This window comes from Bradyrhizobium sp. SZCCHNR1043 (genome assembly GCF_032489675.1).
In the GTDB taxonomy this organism is placed as follows: domain Bacteria; phylum Pseudomonadota; class Alphaproteobacteria; order Rhizobiales; family Xanthobacteraceae; genus Bradyrhizobium.
Window position 1 is genome coordinate 126476 of sequence record NZ_JAUEYN010000011.1, and the last position, 16800, is coordinate 143275.

A 16800-nucleotide genomic window follows, 5' to 3' on the forward strand; every position below is an offset into this window, starting at 1 on the left:
TTTCCCCACGGACGACGCTCACCGCTTCTTCCACCCACCCCGTTTGCCAGGCTGCCCGCCGGTAGAGCGCGGGGCGGGGCCGAATTCGGGGCCGGACTCGCGCGAGTTGGTCGGCTGGATGATGCGGCTGGTGCTACCGAACGGTTTTTCGGGCAGCTTGGGGTTGGGGCGGTAGGGCAGGGACTCCGGGCCGTGCATCTCGTCGAGATGCGGCTTGTGGACTTTGGAGGCGGTGCTTGCGCCATGGGCGCCGCGACTCGTGGCCCCCCCACCCCGACCCTCCCCCGCAAGGGGGGAGGGGGAGGAGCGACCGTCCTCGCGGCGCGAGGAGCCGGTGAGTTCGTCGAGGAGTGGCGCGAGCGGATCTCTGTCGCGGGATTTTGCTCCGCCACGGCCGCCGCGACTCGTGGGCCCCCCTCCCTGGCCCTCCCCCACGAGGGGGGAGGGAACGGAGGGACCGCCCGCGCGGCTTGACGCACCGCCGCCGCGTGCTGCCGAGCCGCGGCCCTTCAGGGCCGTGGTCGGGAGGTTGGCGGCGTCGCCGTACTTCTTGGCGCCGGCGTAGCTGCCCGCCTTGCCCTGCACGGTGCGCTGCTTGGCGGTGGGGTCGTCGACGACGGCGAGCTCGGTGGCGCGCAGGCGCTTGACCTCGTCGCGCAGGCGGGCGGCCTCCTCGAAGTTCAAATCGGCGGCGGCCTCGCGCATGCGGGTTTCGAGATCGGCCAGCACCGCCTCGAAATTGTGGCCGATCGAGATGACGTCGTCGGTGGTGGTGCCGCCGCCGGTCTCGATCAGCACGTGGTCGCGCTCGTAGACCGAGTTGAGGATGTCGCCGATCGACTTCTTCACGCTCTCCGGCGTGATGCCGTGGGCCGTGTTGTACTCCACCTGCTTCTCGCGGCGGCGGTTGGTCTCGGCGATGGCGCGCTCCATCGAGCCGGTCATCTGGTCGGCGTAGAGGATCACCTTGCCGTCGACGTTGCGCGCGGCGCGGCCGATGGTCTGGATCAGCGACGTCTCGCTGCGCAGAAAACCTTCCTTGTCGGCGTCGAGGATCGCGACCAGCGCACATTCGGGAATGTCGAGGCCTTCGCGCAGCAGGTTGATGCCGACCAGGGCGTCGAAGGCCCCGAGGCGGAGATCCCGGATGATCTCGATGCGCTCGATGGTGTCGATGTCCGAATGCATGTAGCGGACGCGGATGCCCTGCTCGTGCAGATATTCGGTGAGATCCTCGGCCATGCGCTTGGTCAGCACCGTGATCAGCGAGCGATAGCCCGCCTGCGCGGTGGCGCGGACCTCGCCGAGGAGATCGTCGACCTGGGTGCGGGCGGGGCGGATGTTGACCGGCGGATCGATCAGGCCGGTCGGGCGGATGACCTGCTCGACGAACACGCCGCCGGCCTCGTTCAGCTCCCAGCCGCCGGGGGTCGCCGACACCGCGACCGTCTGCGGCCGCATCATGTCCCACTCCTCGAAGCGCAGCGGGCGGTTGTCCATGCAGGAGGGCAGGCGGAAGCCGTATTCGGCGAGCGTCGCCTTGCGGCGGAAGTCGCCGCGGAACATGCCGCCGATCTGCGGGACCGTGACGTGGCTCTCGTCGGCGAACACCAGCGCGTTGTCGGGGACGTATTCGAACAAAGTCGGCGGCGGCTCGCCAGGCAGGCGGCCGGTGAGATAGCGCGAGTAGTTCTCGATGCCGGCGCAACTGCCGGTCGCCTCCATCATCTCGATGTCGAAGGTGGTGCGCTGCTCCAGCCGCTGCGCCTCGAGCAGGCGGCCCTGCGCGTGCAACTGGTCGAGCCGCATCTTCAGCTCCGACTTGATCGACTTCATCGCCTGCACCAAAGTCGGGCGCGGCGTCACATAGTGCGAGTTGGCGTAGACCTTGATGAACTCCAGCTCGTCCTGCTTGTGGCCGGTGAGCGGATCGAACTCCTCGATGTTCTCCACGGTGTCGCCGAACAGGTTCACGCGCCAGGCGCGGTCCTCATAGTGCGCCGGGAAGATGTCGATGACGTCGCCCCGCACGCGAAAGGTGCCGCGGGTGAAATCGTGCTGGGTGCGCTTGTATTGCAAAGCGACGAGGTCGGCGATGAGCTGGCGCTGGTCGATGCGCTCGCCCTTCTTCAGCGCGAAGGTCATCGCGGTGTAGGTCTCGACCGAGCCGATACCGTAGATGCAGGACACCGAGGCGACGATGATGACGTCGTCGCGCTCGAGCAGCGCGCGCGTCGCCGCGTGGCGCATGCGGTCGATCTGCTCGTTGATCGAGGAATCCTTCTCGATATAGGTGTCGGTGCGCGGGACGTAGGCCTCGGGCTGGTAGTAGTCGTAATAGGAGACGAAGTACTCGACCGCGTTGTCGGGGAAGAAGCTCTTGAACTCGCCATAGAGCTGCGCGGCGAGCGTCTTGTTCGGCGCCAGGATGATCGCCGGGCGCTGCGTCGCCTCGATCACCTTCGCCATGGTGTAGGTCTTGCCGGAGCCGGTAACGCCGAGCAGCACCTGGGTGCGGTCGTTGCGCGCGATGCCTTCGACCAGCTCCTTGATCGCCTGCGGCTGGTCGCCCTTCGGCTCATAGGCCGACTTGATCTCGAAGCGCACGCCGCCTTCGGACTTCTCCGGGCGGGGCGGGCGGTGCGGCGTCCAGATCTGCGTCGAGCCGTCATCGCGGCGGAATTCGGGGCGGCCGTCGCGGATCAGCGCCTCCAGCGCTTCGGCCGTGGCCTTGACGCCGAGCGCCTCCATCTTGCTGCGCGGCGGGCGGGCGAGCGCCTCCTCGTCGTCCTCGGCCGTGGGCAGGCCAAGCTGCCGCGCCAGCTCGGGATCGAGCGTCGGGATGGTGGCGGCGGTGCCGTAATTGGCTTGCGGCGCTTCGGCGAGGCCTGACTCGCCAGCGTTGTCAAAGGGCGCGTCTGCATGCGCTGCGGCGCTCCCTCCCCCCTTGTGGGGGAGGGGTGGGGAGGGGGGTACTCCGGCACGAGCTGTGTCTGAGTCGTCGGCCAACGCGGGAGGGGACTCAGGTCGCGCCGCCACGCTCTCCTCCTCTCCCCCTTGGGGGGAGGAGGCGGGGGTGGATTCACGGGCAGTGTTGCTTGGGGCACCCCCCTCCCCAGCCCTCCCCCACAAGGGGGGAGGGAGCGCAGCGTCCTGCTGGGCTGAAGCTTGTGACGTGTCACGGACGGACGAACGCCCTCCCACCGGCTGCGGATTCGGCCGCAGCGGGATCGGGCGATCGGACGTGTCGCGGGCCGCAACCTCAGCGCTCTTGCCGCGCGTCGACGCCCGCGCGCGGTGCGCGGCGGCCTCGCCGCCGCTGCGGCGGTCCCAGGAATTGTCCGGCGGAGGCTTCAGTCCCGTTGAGGAACCGATGCCGCTCTCGCCGCGGTTGATGGCGGGATTCAGCAGCTCGGCGAGCGCGGGCGCGATCGGCTGCACGTCGGGCCGGTGCGCTTTCGATTTCGGAGTTCGGCCAGGCTTCTTGGGGGTGTCGGGGGTCTTCGCCATGGCCCGAATATGGGACGGATGACGCCGACTTGAAAGAGTGATCGGGCGCCGCGCAGCGGCCTTGCTGACAGCATGGTGGCAGCAGGACGGCCCGAGATGCGCCTGCACGCGGAAGGCCACACGAGATCAGCGAGCGACTCGCGAGCCGTGGCGCGCGCGATGGCGCTCCAGCGACGCCTCGCTGCGGTTCAATGCCGGGTCGGCTGCTCGACGATGTCGAGATGCACGCCGTGGCAGGCGACGCATTGCAGGGCCCAGTACTCGGAACCGCCGCGGCCGTTGATGACGCTCAGGACGCTCAGCTCGGCATCGCAGTCCGGGCATCGCGTACGCACCGAATAAGCGAGGTGTTTGACGGCAGGCTCAGCCATGAATTGCAGTCCGCATTACGAATACACTCGGCATTTCGAATTGGCGTTTGGATTGTTGGCTTGGAACCGTCTGGCCGCGCGGATGGACTCTCGGGGACTTCACTCTCGAAGATTGTTCCACGTCGCGCTATCCGTCTTTTCCCGGGGGGCGGTCGATATCCTCCGTTGCATGCTCGAAGCGACGGCCTATCAGTTGGCCGTCGTCAGTCCCACCGCTTGCGGAAGCGGTCGATGTGGCTCTTGGCATCGGCGATCGCCATGTCTGCATCGGACCAGGCAAAGCCGACTTCGAGAGACGGGAACGAAACACCATTGATCACCACCGGGGTCATGTCCGCGCGGCGGATCCGCGCGTGCCACAAGCCGCGTCCTGCTTCGAACGGCTCGATGGCGAAGTCTTCGTACAAGTACGTCATTGCGCAGTCCTGGATGTTCCAAACTGCAACAACAGCATGAGTTTGTCCGGGCATTTGTGAACAGGTTCACACGTCAGCGTCTTTTTTGATCGCGTCCCTCCGCTGAGAATTCCGGGTCGCGGGTTGCGACGCTGCGCGCATGATCCAGCGCCGGAACGCGGCGAAATCACGTTGGCCGGCCTGGAAGTGGCGGTAGACAAGATACCAGCGCTCGCCTTTTGGGACGGTCAGTGCGAACGGTGCAACCAGCCGTCCCGCCGCGAGGTCATCGTCGATATAGGGACGGATGCCCATCGCGACGCCGAGCCCGTCGATCGCGGCCTGCAGCGCATGCCCGTAATACTGGAACTCGGTGCCGCGCGCGCTGACGCGGGTGGCGCCCGCGGCCTTCAGCCACAGCGCCCAGTCCTCGGCGGCATGCGACACCCGCAGCAGGCTCGGGCCCTTGAGGTCGGCCGGTTTCTTCAAGGTCGCGGCCAGCCGCGGCGTGCACACCGGCACGAGATCGGCGGCGAACAGCGGCTCAGCGACGAGACCCGGCCAGGCGCCGTGGCCGAGCTTGATACCGCAGCTCCAATCGTCGCCGAACGGCACCGCCGCCCCGCCGGTGGTGATGCGGACCTCGATGTCCGGCTGCTCGGTGCTGAAATCGGCGAGCCGCGGGATCAGCCATTTCATCGCGAAGGTCGGACCGACGCCGAGCGTCAGCACGCGCATCGACGATGGCGCCATGATCTGCGCGGTCAGGCTCGACAGCGCATCGAAGATCGGCGTCAGCCCGCTCTGATAGGCGCGCCCCGGCGCGGTCAGCGCCAGGCGGTTGGCCTTGCGCTCGAACAGCACCACGCCGAGCCGCTGCTCGAGCAGGTTGACCATGCGGCTGATCGCGGCCGCGGAGACGTTGAGCTCGCCGCCGGCCGCGGCGAAGCTGCCGGTGCGCGCAGCCGCCTCGAATGCCTTGATGCCGTTGAGGAACAGCAGCCGTCTCATCGAGCCCTCAGGAAAACTGATGGAGGGCAAGATAACTCGGTTTGTGCGGCCGTCACCAGTGCGACAATCTGCATGGCGAGGAGATCAGCCATGACACCAGCCCTGATTGCAGCGCTCGGATTGCTGATGGTGGCGACGGCGTTCCTGTCGGGCCTGTTCGGCATGGCGGGCGGGCTGATCCTGATCGGCGTGCTCTTGGCGATCATGCCGCTGCCGGCGGCGATGGTGCTGCACGCGGCGACGCAGATGGCGTCCAACGGCTGGCGCGCCGTGCTGTGGCGCCGGCACATCCGCTGGCGGCCGGTCGCGGTGTATCTCGTCGGTTGCGCGCTGGCGCTCGGCCTGTGGTCCCTGGTGCGCTACGTGCCTGACAAGCCGGTCGCGCTCCTGCTGCTCGGCGTCACGCCGTTCATGGCGCGGCTGATGCCGGCCGGCCTCAGGCCCGATCCGGACAGTGTCTGGCAGGGCGCGATCTACGGCACGATCTGCATGGGGCTGATGCTGATGACCGGGGTGTCCGGGCCGCTGCTCGACACGTTCTTTCTCGGCGCGCGGTTCGACCGCCGCGCGATCGTCGCCACCAAGGCGACGTGTCAGGTCGCGAGCCACCTCACCAAGCTGATCTATTTCGGCGGCATCATCGATCAGGCCGCGGGCCTCGATCCCGTGCTCGCGCTCGTCGCCGTCGGAGCGTCGATGCTCGGCACGAGCCTGGCGCGGCGGCTGCTGGAGGCGATGAGCGAGCAGCAGTTCCGCACCTGGGCCCACCGCATCATCACGGCGGTGGCGAGCTACTACATCCTCTATGGCGGCTGGCTGCTGCTGGCCGCGCAGAGCTCGGCGGCGGCAGAGTGAGGCGAGCATGGCCGTATCGGCAGACCCCCTGGTGCTCGACTTCGTCGAATGGATCGCGCGCGCGCCGCGCAGCCATGCCGAGGTGGTGGCGACGTGGCGAACGAGCTGCCCGCGGCTGACGGTGTGGGAGGATGCCGCCGATCTGGGCTATGTCACGCGCCAGGCGATCACGGGCGTCGGCCTCTTCATCATCGTCACCGACGCCGGCGCGCAGCTGTTGCGCGACAACGGCCGCGTCGCGCGCTAGAACGGTCCGGAGTTGGAGGAAAGACCGGGAATGGCAGTGAAGCTGTATGAACTCGTCGGGACCGATGCGGGCCGCCCGTTCAGCCCCTATTGCTGGCGCGCGCGGATGGCGCTGGCGCACAAGGGCCTGAGCGCAGAATCGATTCCGTGGCGCTTCACCGAGAAGAGCGCGATCGCGCCGCATGGATCGGAGAAGGTGCCGGTCATGCTCGACGGCGACCGCGCGGTGGCCGATTCCTGGGCGATCGCCAACTACCTCGAGGACACCTATCCGGACCGGCCGTCGCTGTTCGGCGGCGCCGGCGGCCGCGCGATGGCGCGCTTCCTCAATGCCTGGGGTGATATCGCCATCGTCGGCGGCATCTTCCCGCTGATCATCGCCGACATTCCGAAGAACCTCGCCGCCGAGGATGCCGACTATTTCCGCGCGTCGCGCGAGGCGCGGTTCGGCAAGAGCCTCGAAGAGGTCATGGCCTCGCGCGACCAGGCGGTCATCGGCTTCCGCAGGTCGCTGGAGCCGCTGCGCCAGACCTTGAAGACGCAGGCCTTCATCGGCGGCGATACGCCCGACTATGCCGACTACATCGTGTTCGGCGGCTTCCAATGGGCGCGCGTGGTGAGCCCGTTCAAGCTGCTGGAGGAGAGCGACAGCGTCCATGCCTGGCGCGAGCGGCTGCTCGATGCGTTCGACGGGCTGGCGCGCAAGTCGCCGGGCCACCCGGTCTAGAAACGCGGCGGCCGGCGCTCGCGCCAGGCCGCGAGCCCATCGGTGAGATCGCGGCTGCCGACCAGGCTCGCGAACTGCTCGCTCTCGACCTGCAGCCCTTCGCCGACGGCCATGTTGAGCCCGCGCGTCGCGGCGGTGATGATGCCGGCGATGGTGTCCGCCCCGTGGCGGATGATGCGCTGCGCCAGCGCGCGCGCCGCCGGCAACAGCTCGTCGTGCGGCACGACGGCGTTGACGAGGCCGATCTCCAGCGCGTGCTGCGCCGGGAAAGAATCGCCGGTCAGCAGCAGCTCGAGTCCGCGCTTGCGGCCGACCAGCCGCGGCAGCCGCTGCGTGCCGCCGAAGGTCGGCGGCATGCCGAGCCTGATCTCGGGCTTGGCGAAGCTGGCGCGCTCGCTCGCCACCGCAAGATGCACGGCCTCGGTGATCTCGCAGCCGCCGCCGAAGGCGAGCCCGTTCACGGCGGCGATGACCGGCTTGCGGAACGCCTCCAGCCGCGCCGTCATCGCCTGGCCGCGCCGGACGAAGTCGCGCAGCGCCGCGGCGCGCCCCTGGCGGACGCTTGCGGTGAATTCGTCGATGTCGGCGCCGGCCGAGAAGGCGCGTTGTCCCGCGCCGGTGAGGATCACGGCCCTGACGCCGGCATCGGTCTCGATGCGGTCGAGCGCGGCCATCAATCGATCGATCAGCGCGTAGCTGAGCGCGTTCAGTCGCTCCGGCCGGTTCAGCGTGATCGTGGCGATGCGGTCGGAGATGTCGAGCAGGAGGAGGTCGGTCATGGCGTCTCGCAGGCTGGCGGTTGGAGCAAGCGAAGACTAGGCGCCGCGGCAGCCGAGGTATATTAACTGGTCAGTATACATTGACCGAGACCGAGCGCCGCCATGCCCCGATCCTCCGATCCCACGCCCGCCCGCATCATCGCCGCCGCGAGCAGGCTGTTCTATGCCGAGGGCATCCGCGCCGTCAGCGTCGACGCGGTGGCGGAGAAGGCCGGCGTGACCAAGAAGACGCTGTACTATCATTTCCGCAGCAAGGACGATCTGGTCGCGGCCTATCTCACCGCGCGCGACCAGCCGAACCTGGAGCTGTTCAAGCGCTGGTTCGACGAGACCGAGGGCGCGCTGCCCGACAAGATCGCCGGGATCTTCAATCAGCTTGCGCGCGCCGCGCGGCATCCGAAATGGCGCGGCTGCGGCTTCCTGCGCACCACCGCGGAGCTCGCCAATCTGCCCGGCCATCCCGCGATCAGGATCGGCGCCGCCCACAAGAAGAAGTTCGAGGCCTGGCTGCTGGCGGTCTTCGAAGAGCAGGGAATTGCCGAAGCGGGCGAGCTCGCGCGGCAGATGCTGCTGCTGCTCGACGGCGCGTTCGCGGTCGTGCTGCTGCATCGGGACGCCAGCTACATGGAGACCGCGGGCGCGGCGGCACGGACGCTGGTCGCGGCGGCGCTGCCAAAGGGGAGGCGATACGCTCCCCGCAGGACCGTCAGCCGGTGCAGCCGCGTCCCCTGACCCGCTCGCCGCGAACGATCGTCGCGACCATCTGGCTCGCCATGCCGTCGAAATCGGACGGCTTGATGTAGCCGGCGGCGTAGGCTTCCTGGGTCAGGCGTTCGATCCGGCGATCCTCGGCGGTCGTCCAGACGCCGGCGATGTAGGCGGCGCCCGCCGGACCATAGGTCTCGGGATAGCGCTCGTTCTGGTTCTGCCGATGATAGTAGTAGTGGTTGAGGCCGCTGATGAAGCTGTCGCGCTTGGCGCCGCAGCGGTCGCTCCACGCCAGATCGAGCGCCTTCAGCGCGTCCTGGCGCTGCGAGCGCCGGGCGTCCTCGGTGTATTTCTCGTGGTCCTGAAACTCCGCGCCCGTGACGGGCGGAAACGCAACCGCCGCACTCGGCGCGTCGGTCAGGAACAGGCGTCCGCCAACCTGCCAGACGAGGATGGCTGCGATGATGAAGATGAGCCGGTTCATGGCAGCGCTCGTTTGCTATCGCCGGTCCCGTTGCGCCTGCCGGATACGGCACACCGACGATTCGTCGGACCAGAGACCGGGTCCGGCGAACATTGGGACGTCCTCGCGCACATCGGCCGGAAAGTCCGCCTTGGTGATCCCCTTCTCGTCGAAGGCTTCGAACAAGGCCTCCTTCACGCGCTGATCGAGCGGCGTGCCGACGCTGTCGGCCGCCTCCTGGAGCGATTTGTCCGTGCAGATTTTTGCACCCCAGAACTGCCGCTTGCAATCCAGCTTGGCGACATAGGCGCGAGTATAGGCCGTCAGTGCGTCCACCAGGTTCTGCTTCATGGTCTTGTCGCATGGCGACAGCTTGTAGGCCGTCGCGGCCTGCAGCGCGTCCATGCGCAACGCGTCGAGCTTGGGATTCTTGTCGCTCTGCGAGGTATGCTCCGCGAGCCACGCCTTGCGCTCGAACTCTTTTGCCTCCGGGCCGCCGAAGGTCTTGTCCACCAGGGGAGATAGAGGTGTCACAACGGCCCCGCTCTCGCGCAAGGGCGCAGCGAGATTTGCCGCGGTTTCAATCGAAGCCGTCCGAGCCATGCCCCGCCACGGTCCATACGGAAGCGGAAAGCCTCTCACCGCCCAACTCACACCTGCGAACGCAACCAAAAATGCCGCACCTGCGGCGCCAATAAATCGCAACATGAAAGAAGCCCATCCGCCAACGCCTGTACGGTAGTGCGTGCGGGTTAATGCATCCGATAGGGCCGCCGGCGGCGCGCAACGACGTGAACCGATCGTGACCGTCTTCTGCCGCCTTTGAAGACAATGGCTGATGAATTAGCGGCATGGCCGGACGAGCCTGCCGACGTGACGTCATGTCTTGACGGGCAACACCGAACGGCGCGCGAGCAGCGCGATGGCGGCATCGAGATCCGGCAGCACGGCCGCCGCATTCGCCCGTGAATGATCGTTCGGCGGCACGATGTCCGGCACCATCAAGGTGATCGCGCCTGCGGCGTGCGCCGAGGCGACGCCGGGATTGGAATCCTCGATTGCGACGCAGGCCGGCGCGCGCGTCCGTAGCCGTTCCGCGGCGAGCAGATAGAGGTCCGGATGCGGTTTGGCGCGGGTCACGTCGTCGCGCGTCAGGACCGCATCGAAGCGGTGGTCGATGCGGGCGAGGCGGAGATGCTCCGCGGCCGTGCTGCGCGAGGACGAGGTGACGACGGCCTTGGGCAGGCCGACCGCGTCGATCGCGTCGAGCAGCGCGACGACGCCGCGCTTCAGCGGCATGCCTGCCTGCAGGATCTCGATCGTCTTGGCCGCGAACAGGCGGTTGACTTCGACCAGCGGAAAATCGTCGCCGAAATGGTCGCGCAGGGTCTGCTCGTTGTCGGGTCCGGGAATGCCGATCATCGCATGGCAGAGCTCGACGACGCCGTCGCTGTAGCCGAGCGCATTCAGCGCCGCGATCGCAGCTTCGAGATAGACCTTCTCGGTGTCGAGCAACGTTCCGTCCATGTCGAGCAGGACCGCTTCGACGTGCCAGCGCGTCACGATCCCGCCTCCGGTTCGCCGGCCAGCCTCTTGAGGCAGTTGACGCACAGGCAGTCCTTGAACCGGCTTTGTCCGTTGTTGGGCAGCGGCAGGCGCACGGCCTCTTCGAAGCACCAGCAGGAGCCGCCGGGATCGCAGCTGAACTCCGCGCCGCACGACTCGCAGGTGAGTTGCCGCGCGGTCATGTCCGCTAAACGATTTGTCACGTTCGGAGCCACGTCCGACCAGCCCCTTTTCATGTCCGGTTCATCTGCCGGGGCAAGTATAGTGCGTGACAATCTGCCGCGCCATCGCAGTCTGCGGTCGCGGCAACACCGCGTTTCGGGAGCTCCCGCGATGACAGGCTCGAGGATGTGGCATGGCGCGTGATGCTCGAGCGGCTCTTGTTGCATTGAATCGCTTCGGCTTCGGCGCGCGTGGCGGCGCCTCGGGCGATCTCGTCAATGCGGCGTCGGACCCGCGCGGCTTCGTCAAGGCCGAGCTCGGGCGTCCCAATGGAGCGCTCTTGGAAGCGCCGGGTCTGCAGCCGACGCCCGCACTCGCCGATGCTGTCTTCGCCTATCAGGACGAGGTCAAGCGGGCCCGCGAGGCCGCGAAGTCGGAGGCTGCGCCGCAGGAGCAGTCCAGCCCCACGCGCGGCCTGTCCACGAACGGCGCGGACAAAGCCACGGCCGCAACGCCATCGGCGGCCCCAGCAGCCGGCGCCGACCCTGCACCCGCGATGCAGGGAACGCCGGCAAAGCCCGCGCAGGCTCAGCAGCCGCCCAACGTCGTCCAGAAGACGTTCCGTGCCGAGGCGCTGGCGCGGCTGCAGCGCGCCGTGCTCGCCGATTGCGGCTTCACCGAGCGGCTGGTGGCGTTCTGGTCGAACCATTTCTGCATCTCCGCAGGCAAGGGCGAGTTGGCGCGGATGTGGGCCGGTGCGTTCGAGCGCGAGGCGATCCGGCCGCACGTGCTCGGACGCTTCGCCGACATGCTGAAGGCGGTCGAGCAGCATCCGGCGATGCTGTTCTTCCTCGACAACCAGGAATCGCTCGGACCGGACTCGCGCGCCGGCCAGAACCGCAAGCGCGGCCTCAACGAGAACCTCGCCCGCGAGATCATGGAGCTGCACACGCTGGGTGTCGGCGGCGGCTACACCCAGGAGGACGTGACCTCGCTGGCGCGCATCATCACCGGCTGGAGCTTTGCCGGACGCAACAGCCGCAACGCGGCGCCCGGCAGCTTCGTGTTCAATGCCAATGCGCACCAGCCGGGGCCGCAGACCCTGCTCGGCAAGGTCTATCAGGATGACGGTCTCGCGCAGGGCGAGGCCGCGCTCGCGGACATCGCCCGCCATCCCTCGACGGCGAAGTTCATCGCCACCAGGCTCGCGCGCCATTTCGTCGCCGATGATCCGCCGCCCGCGCTCGTCGCCCGGCTCGAAGCCGTGTTCAAGAAGAGCGATGGCGACCTCAAGGCGCTGACCTTGGCGCTGGTCGACTCCGACGAGGCCTGGTCGGCGCCGCTGACCAAGATCCGTTCGCCCTATGAGTTCCTGGTCGCCGGCGGCCGGCTGCTGGCGCGCGTGCCGGAAGATCCCGGCTTCTATCTCAGTTCCCTGAACACGCTCGGCCAGCCGCTATGGGCGCCCGCAGGACCAAACGGATTTGCTGATACCAACGCGATGTGGGCTGCCCCTGAGGGCATGAAGCTGCGGCTGGACATTTCCGCGCAACTCGCCGCCCGTCTTGGCAACAATCTCGATCCGCGCGACCTGCTCGATCTCGTCGCGGGCGATGCGACCTCGACGGAGACGCGGCGCACGATCGAGCGTGCGGAATCGCGCCAGCAGGCGCTGGCGTTGTTGCTGATGTCGCCGGAATTCCAGAGGAGATGACGGTGGACCGGATCGCGACCTCGCTGTTGACCTCGCGACGCCATTTGCTGCTGGCAGGCGCGTCCTTTGCGGCCTGGGGCTGTCTGCCGAAATTCGCGCGGGCCGCCGGCCAGCGCGACCCGCGGCTGATCGTCGTGATCCTGCGCGGCGCGCTCGATGGCCTCGCCACCGTCGCGCCGATCGGCGATCCCGACTACGCCGGACTGCATGGCGCGATCGCGCTGACGACGGCGGGACCAAATCCGGCGCTGCCGCTCGATTCGTTCTTTGCGCTGCATCCGTCGATGCCGGAATTCGCGCGCATGTATCGCGACAAGCAGGCTGCCGTGATTCACGCGGTCGCGACACCGTATCGCGAGCGCTCGCATTTCGATGGTCAGGACGTGCTCGAAAGCGGCTTCGCCGGTCCTGGCCGCGTGCAATCGGGCTGGCTGAACCGCGCAGTCGAGGCGCTGCCGCGCGGCCCCCGCGTCACGGGCGCGCTCGCGGTCGGTCCGACGGCGCCGCTGGTGCTGCGCGGCGCAGCGCCCACCGTTGGTTGGGCGCCGGTGACGTTGCCGCAGGCCGATGACGACACCGCGATGCGGCTGGTCGACCTCTATGCGCATCGCGATCCCGCGTTGGCGGCTGCGTTGTCGCAAGGGCTCAAGCTCGAGAAGGTCGCGGTCGGTGACGACATGAAGCCGAAGCCGGGCGGCAACCAGATCGCGGCGATGCGCCAGGTCGCGCGCGGCGCAGCGAAGCTGATCGCCGCGGAGGATGGTCCGCGCATCGCCGCGCTGGCGTTCGACGGTTGGGACACGCATGCCAATGAAGGTGGTGCGGTCGGTCGGCTGGCGCAGCTCTTGTCGGGTCTCGACGGTGCGCTCGCCGAGTTCGAAAGCGGGCTTGGCCCGCGCTGGCGCGATACGGTCGTGGTGGTCGCAACCGAGTTCGGGCGCACGGCAAGGATCAACGGCACCCAGGGGACCGATCATGGGACCGGGACGATTGCGCTGCTTGCCGGCGGTGCGGTGAAGGGCGGACGGGTGATCGCCGACTGGCCGACGCTGAAGATGGCGAGCCTCTACCAGGGACGCGATCTTGCGCCGACGACGGATCTACGAGCGGTGTTCAAGGGCGTACTCGCCGATCATCTCGGCATCGGCGAGCACGCGCTCGGCGGCGCGGTGTTTCCGGACAGCGCGGCCGTGAAGCCGATCAAGGGGCTCGTAGCGTAAGGCTCGCTTGCGCCATTTCCCGATCAGGCGTCCTGAAGCCTTCCACATTGCGGCATCAGCGGCCGTCGTCGCAGGCGCATTGCACCGCGAAGTCTGCTACTCCTCGACCTGCGGCATTCATCCCTCAGGAGATCAGCATGTTCATCGCCATGAATCGTTTTCGCGTCGCCAAGGGCTCGGAGGCCGCCTTCGAGCAGGTCTGGCTGTCGCGCGACAGCCATCTCGACAAGGTGCCGGGCTTCGTCGAGTTTCACCTGTTGAAGGGACCGGAAGCCGAGGACCATACGCTCTACGCCTCGCATACGATCTGGGCGTCGAAGACGACGTTCGAGGACTGGACCAAGTCCGAAGCATTCCGCGCCGCGCACCAGCGGGCCGGCGACACCAAGGTGCACTATCTCGGCCCGCCGCAGTTCGAGGGGTTCGAGGTCCGCCAAACGGTGGGCAGCAAGACGTAGGACAAAGCCCACCATCGCGATCCGTCTCCGCGACCCGTCTTGGCTGAGCACGGCCGAGCGGACGCTTGTTTTGCGCTGAAGCGACGCGGCGGCCGACAGGACCCGGACGGCCGCCGGTCGTGCGCCATCGCAAGCTGCTCGCGCCGGGCCAGCCGGTCCGCCGGGCCTGCTGGCGTCAACAAGGACGACGCCATAGCGAAGCTCCGGCTGATTCGAGCAGGTGCGACGGTGCGCCGAAGCGGACCAGTCGTAGCCGTCGGCAGACGCGCATGCGACGTCAGGCGCTCTCGGGAACTGGAGCCTCACGAGGCTGTTATCGCGTGTCTGAAACAGGAAGCCGAATGTCCGGCAGGGCGGGCAGCGCTGGCCAGCGCCCTCGGTCGCTCTGTTCTAGCGAAGGCCGGGATGGTTGCTCGGATCGAGACGAACCTTTCGGCATATGACCACCTGCGCCGGCGACATCGTCAGAAGCTTCCCTCCGTTGCAACGCGCCGCCTTCGTCGACGTTGACAGCCTGACCGCATGAGCGACGTGCGCCGCCCTCCTCGTTCGCAGAGAGATTCGATGATCATCAGACAGCCGCTCAAGGTCCGCACCCCGGAGGAAGTTCTCGGGCTGATCAGCGCGCTGGCCGTCGCCATTTTTGCGGTCATCATCATCGCGCTGCTGTATTTCGGTCGTGACATCCTGGTGCCCGTGGCCCTGGCCATCCTGCTCAGCTTCGTATTGGCGCCGTTGGTCGCGCAACTGCAGCGGCTTCGTGCCCCGCGCGGACTGGCCGTCGTCAGCGTGGTCGTTCTCGCGTTCGTCGTGATCTTTACGCTGGGCAGCCTGCTCGCCACCCAGCTCACCCAGCTTGCCAGTGAGTTGCCGAACTATCAATCGACGATGAGCAACAAGATCCAGTCGTTCCGCGACACCAAGGCCGGGAGAGGGACGCTCGAGCGTGCATCAGACATGCTCAAGGATCTGGGCAAGGAACTCGACAAACCGAATGAGCCGGAAGCGGCTCGGTCGCCGAGCGGACTGCGAACGAATTCCTCAGTCCCTGTGACCCCGATCCCGGTGGAGGTCCGGCAGCCCGATCCTGGAGCGCTGGACAGTCTTCGCACGCTGATTTCGCCGCTCATTCATCCGCTGGCGACGACCGGCATCATCATCATCTTCGTGATCTTCATATTGCTTCAACGCGAGGACCTGAGGAATCGGCTCATCCGCCTTGCGGGCTCATCGGACCTGCAGCGCACCACGGCGGCGCTCGATGATGCGGCTTACAGGCTCAGCCGGCTGTTCCTCACCCAGCTCGCCCTGAACGGCGGGTTCGGCGTCGTGATCGGCGTCGGCTTGTGGTTCATCGGCATCCCCAGCGCCCTCCTTTGGGGAATCCTCGCCGCAGCGCTTCGGTTCGTGCCCTATATCGGCGCCGTCATCGCCGCGGCGTTTCCGCTTGCTCTGGCGGCAGCGGTGGACCCTGGCTGGTCGATGCTGATTTGGACGCTGGCCCTGTTCCTCGTGGTCGAGCCGTTGCTCGGCCACGTCATCGAACCGATGGTCTATGGGCGCAGCACGGGCCTGTCCCCTGTGGCGGTGGTCGTTTCAGCCGCGTTCTGGACCGGGCTGTGGGGCCCGATCGGGTTGGTGCTCGCGACGCCGCTGACGGTCTGCCTGGTCGTCATCGGACGACATGTGGAGCGCCTGGAGTTCCTCGACGTCATGTTCGGTGATCGTCCAGCGCTGTCTCCTCCCGAGATCTTCTACCAGCGCATGCTTGCGAACGATCCGACGGAAGCGGCCGAGAAGGCAGAGGAGTTCTTGAAGGAGCGCTCGTTGATTGCCTATTGCGACGAGGTCGCGGTGAAGGGGCTGCAATTGGCCCAAGCCGACGCCGACCGAGGGGCGCTCGCCTATGATCGCCTTGCAACGATCCGTGACGCCGTCGCCGAGTTGACCGCCGATCTTTCCGATCAGAATGATGGTCCGCTGGCGAAACGCGAGACCACCAGCGATCCGGAGGCGGCATCGGCCGTCGACAGCTCGGCCAGCAGTGGGGCCATCGACACGATACCCATCCTCAGCAAGGACAATCTCGCCGAAGGATGGCGGAGCGAGCAGCCGGTCCTGTGCGTGGCGGGGCGAACCCCGATCGACGAAGCGGCGGCGGTGATTCTCGCGCAACTGTCGTCGGCGCACGGGCTGGGCGCGAAGGTCTCAGGAGCGGAGGCGCTCTCGACGGCGAACGTCATCAAGCTCGAGCCCGCAGGTGTTGCGATTGCCTGCCTGATCTATATCGGCAATTCCGGCGTCGCACATATGCGCTACTCCGTTCGTCGCTTGAAGCGACGGCTCCCCAGAGCAAAAGTGATGTTGGTCTGCTGCGCGGCCGACGTTGATCAGGAGGCCGCGAAGGTGCTGCAAGAAGCCACCAAGGCCGATCTGGTCGCGGCGAGCATGGGCGAGGCTGTCAGAATGTGCATCGAAGCCGCGCAGGCGAAGGCTTCTCAGCTGGCACCATTGGAGCAGCAGGACACGACGACGAACGTGGCGTGAGACGCGCCACGTCCAACGACCAGGCTCGACAAAAAAATGCGGCCCCGGTCAGAGACGGCGACTGACGG

General features: G+C 67.3%; 17 protein-coding genes. 8 read left to right on the top strand and 9 right to left on the bottom strand.

Annotation, left to right across the window (positions count from 1 at the left end; genetic code table 11):
* Positions 1-18: 18 nt before the first annotated feature.
* The 4 genes from uvrB to QX039_RS20310 all read right to left on the bottom strand — a co-directional run bounded on the left by uvrB (position 19) and on the right by QX039_RS20310 (position 5287).
* Positions 19-3510: an excinuclease ABC subunit UvrB gene (gene uvrB, locus QX039_RS20295; protein WP_315771854.1), complete on the bottom strand. Its 3492-nt coding sequence runs from the start codon at positions 3508-3510 to the stop codon at positions 19-21.
* Between the two features lie 188 nt (positions 3511-3698).
* Complete coding sequence (locus tag QX039_RS20300) at positions 3699-3881, bottom strand: hypothetical protein (protein WP_315733962.1); 183 nt, start codon at positions 3879-3881, stop codon at positions 3699-3701.
* A gap of 203 nt (positions 3882-4084) precedes the next feature.
* A complete protein-coding gene (locus QX039_RS20305; protein ID WP_315733961.1) occupies positions 4085-4297 on the bottom strand; it encodes a hypothetical protein in 213 nt (70 codons plus the stop codon).
* Positions 4298-4363: 66 nt separating this feature from the next.
* Positions 4364-5287, bottom strand: coding sequence for a LysR substrate-binding domain-containing protein (locus tag QX039_RS20310; RefSeq protein WP_315771856.1), 924 nt, complete (start codon positions 5285-5287; stop codon positions 4364-4366).
* Positions 5288-5377: 90 nt separating this feature from the next.
* Between QX039_RS20310 and QX039_RS20315 the strand changes: the two genes are divergently transcribed.
* From QX039_RS20315 to QX039_RS20325, 3 genes are read left to right on the top strand one after another with little or no spacing between them, the layout of a single operon-like run.
* A complete protein-coding gene (locus QX039_RS20315; protein ID WP_315771858.1) occupies positions 5378-6142 on the top strand; it encodes a sulfite exporter TauE/SafE family protein in 765 nt (254 codons plus the stop codon).
* Between the two features lie 7 nt (positions 6143-6149).
* On the top strand, positions 6150-6389 hold the full coding sequence (locus QX039_RS20320; RefSeq protein ID WP_315771859.1) for a hypothetical protein: 240 nt from the start codon (positions 6150-6152) through the stop codon (positions 6387-6389).
* A gap of 30 nt (positions 6390-6419) precedes the next feature.
* Positions 6420-7115 carry a glutathione S-transferase family protein gene (locus QX039_RS20325; RefSeq protein ID WP_315771860.1) on the top strand — a complete coding sequence of 232 codons (696 nt, stop codon included), beginning with the start codon at positions 6420-6422 and terminating at the stop codon, positions 7113-7115.
* Here QX039_RS20325 and QX039_RS20330 read toward each other — a convergent pair.
* Complete coding sequence (locus tag QX039_RS20330) at positions 7112-7894, bottom strand: crotonase/enoyl-CoA hydratase family protein (RefSeq protein WP_315733954.1); 783 nt, start codon at positions 7892-7894, stop codon at positions 7112-7114. The two genes, QX039_RS20325 and QX039_RS20330, sit on opposite strands and share 4 nt — an antisense overlap.
* Before the next feature lie 102 nt (positions 7895-7996).
* Here QX039_RS20330 and QX039_RS20335 point away from each other — a divergent pair, with 102 nt between their 5' ends.
* Entirely contained in the window at positions 7997-8626 is a 630-nt protein-coding gene (locus QX039_RS20335; RefSeq protein WP_315733952.1) for a helix-turn-helix domain-containing protein, read from the top strand.
* Here the strand turns inward: QX039_RS20335 and QX039_RS20340 are convergent.
* The 4 genes from QX039_RS20340 to QX039_RS20355 all read right to left on the bottom strand — a co-directional run bounded on the left by QX039_RS20340 (position 8601) and on the right by QX039_RS20355 (position 10846).
* Entirely contained in the window at positions 8601-9086 is a 486-nt protein-coding gene (locus QX039_RS20340) for a hypothetical protein (protein ID WP_315733949.1), read from the bottom strand. The two genes, QX039_RS20335 and QX039_RS20340, sit on opposite strands and share 26 nt — an antisense overlap.
* Positions 9087-9101: 15 nt before the next feature.
* Positions 9102-9668 (bottom strand): hypothetical protein, encoded by a 567-nt coding sequence (locus tag QX039_RS20345; RefSeq protein ID WP_315733947.1) that lies wholly within the window; start codon positions 9666-9668, stop codon positions 9102-9104.
* A 276-nt stretch (positions 9669-9944) separates the two neighbouring features.
* Positions 9945-10628 carry an HAD family phosphatase gene (locus tag QX039_RS20350; RefSeq protein WP_315733945.1) on the bottom strand — a complete coding sequence of 228 codons (684 nt, stop codon included), beginning with the start codon at positions 10626-10628 and terminating at the stop codon, positions 9945-9947.
* On the bottom strand, positions 10625-10846 hold the full coding sequence (locus tag QX039_RS20355; RefSeq protein ID WP_315735657.1) for a cysteine-rich CWC family protein: 222 nt from the start codon (positions 10844-10846) through the stop codon (positions 10625-10627). Before QX039_RS20355 ends, QX039_RS20350 begins: the two co-directional genes overlap by 4 nt.
* A gap of 140 nt (positions 10847-10986) precedes the next feature.
* Between QX039_RS20355 and QX039_RS20360 the strand changes: the two genes are divergently transcribed.
* From QX039_RS20360 to QX039_RS20375, 4 genes are all read left to right on the top strand, one after another.
* Positions 10987-12507, top strand: coding sequence for a DUF1800 domain-containing protein (locus QX039_RS20360; RefSeq protein ID WP_315733942.1), 1521 nt, complete (start codon positions 10987-10989; stop codon positions 12505-12507).
* On the top strand, positions 12504-13727 hold the full coding sequence (locus QX039_RS20365; protein WP_315733940.1) for a DUF1501 domain-containing protein: 1224 nt from the start codon (positions 12504-12506) through the stop codon (positions 13725-13727). The genes QX039_RS20360 and QX039_RS20365 overlap by 4 nt, the downstream gene beginning before the upstream one ends.
* Before the next feature lie 137 nt (positions 13728-13864).
* Positions 13865-14185 carry an antibiotic biosynthesis monooxygenase gene (locus tag QX039_RS20370; protein ID WP_315733939.1) on the top strand — a complete coding sequence of 107 codons (321 nt, stop codon included), beginning with the start codon at positions 13865-13867 and terminating at the stop codon, positions 14183-14185.
* A gap of 564 nt (positions 14186-14749) precedes the next feature.
* Positions 14750-16732, top strand: coding sequence for an AI-2E family transporter (locus QX039_RS20375; protein WP_315771863.1), 1983 nt, complete (start codon positions 14750-14752; stop codon positions 16730-16732).
* Positions 16733-16800: the final 68 nt, after the last annotated feature.

Excerpts from the sequence above, each read along its gene's own strand:
- uvrB (WP_315771854.1), bottom strand. The coding sequence starts at position 3,510 with ATGGCGAAGACCCCCGACACCCCCAAGAAGCCTGGCCGAACTCCGAAA.
- QX039_RS20300 (WP_315733962.1), bottom strand. The coding sequence starts at position 3,881 with ATGGCTGAGCCTGCCGTCAAACACCTCGCTTATTCGGTGCGTACGCGA.
- QX039_RS20305 (WP_315733961.1), bottom strand. The coding sequence starts at position 4,297 with ATGACGTACTTGTACGAAGACTTCGCCATCGAGCCGTTCGAAGCAGGA.
- QX039_RS20310 (WP_315771856.1), bottom strand. The coding sequence starts at position 5,287 with ATGAGACGGCTGCTGTTCCTCAACGGCATCAAGGCATTCGAGGCGGCT.
- QX039_RS20315 (WP_315771858.1), top strand. The coding sequence starts at position 5,378 with ATGACACCAGCCCTGATTGCAGCGCTCGGATTGCTGATGGTGGCGACG.
- QX039_RS20320 (WP_315771859.1), top strand. The coding sequence starts at position 6,150 with ATGGCCGTATCGGCAGACCCCCTGGTGCTCGACTTCGTCGAATGGATC.
- QX039_RS20325 (WP_315771860.1), top strand. The coding sequence starts at position 6,420 with ATGGCAGTGAAGCTGTATGAACTCGTCGGGACCGATGCGGGCCGCCCG.
- QX039_RS20330 (WP_315733954.1), bottom strand. The coding sequence starts at position 7,894 with ATGACCGACCTCCTCCTGCTCGACATCTCCGACCGCATCGCCACGATC.
- QX039_RS20335 (WP_315733952.1), top strand. The coding sequence starts at position 7,997 with ATGCCCCGATCCTCCGATCCCACGCCCGCCCGCATCATCGCCGCCGCG.
- QX039_RS20340 (WP_315733949.1), bottom strand. The coding sequence starts at position 9,086 with ATGAACCGGCTCATCTTCATCATCGCAGCCATCCTCGTCTGGCAGGTT.
- QX039_RS20345 (WP_315733947.1), bottom strand. The coding sequence starts at position 9,668 with ATGGCTCGGACGGCTTCGATTGAAACCGCGGCAAATCTCGCTGCGCCC.
- QX039_RS20360 (WP_315733942.1), top strand. The coding sequence starts at position 10,987 with ATGGCGCGTGATGCTCGAGCGGCTCTTGTTGCATTGAATCGCTTCGGC.
- QX039_RS20365 (WP_315733940.1), top strand. The coding sequence starts at position 12,504 with ATGACGGTGGACCGGATCGCGACCTCGCTGTTGACCTCGCGACGCCAT.
- QX039_RS20370 (WP_315733939.1), top strand. The coding sequence starts at position 13,865 with ATGTTCATCGCCATGAATCGTTTTCGCGTCGCCAAGGGCTCGGAGGCC.
- QX039_RS20375 (WP_315771863.1), top strand. The coding sequence starts at position 14,750 with ATGATCATCAGACAGCCGCTCAAGGTCCGCACCCCGGAGGAAGTTCTC.